The organism is Bradyrhizobium sp. CFUWI (assembly GCF_056429085.1).
Genome location: NZ_JBWJZE010000205.1, coordinates 1 through 444 on the forward strand (window position 1 = coordinate 1; position 444 = coordinate 444).

Genomic DNA, 444 nt, shown 5'->3' on the forward strand with positions numbered 1-444 from the left:
CCCATGAACCCCTCTCTCAGCGCAGAACACAGGCGGCTGGCGGCCCTGCAGGCCACCGGCCTCCTGGACACACCGCCGTCCGAGGAGTTCGACCGCATCACCCGGCTGGCCTGCCAGCTCTTCGGCGTGCCCATCGCGCTCGTGAGCCTGGTGGACGCCGACAGGCAATGGTTCAAGTCGCGGGTCGGCCTCGCGGTCCCCGAGACCTGCCGCGAAGATGCGTTCTGCGACCATACGATCCGCACGACGCAGGTGATGGTGATCGAGGACACGCTGGAAGATCCACGCTTCGCGCAGAACGCCCTCGTCCAGGGCGAGCCCCGCATCCGGTTCTATGCGGGCGCGCCGCTGGTGCTGCGCGGGGGACATGCCCTCGGCAGCCTGTGCCTGATCGACACCGCGCCGCGCCCGTTCGGCATCGCGCAGCAGCGGCAGCTGGAAGAC

The 444-nt window shown here is 69.6% G+C and carries 1 protein-coding gene; it reads left to right on the top strand.

Features of this window, described 5'->3' with window-relative positions; genetic code table 11:
- Positions 1–444: GAF domain-containing protein (locus AC066S_RS39440; RefSeq protein WP_478272004.1), on the top strand; the 444-nt coding region annotated here is incomplete at both ends.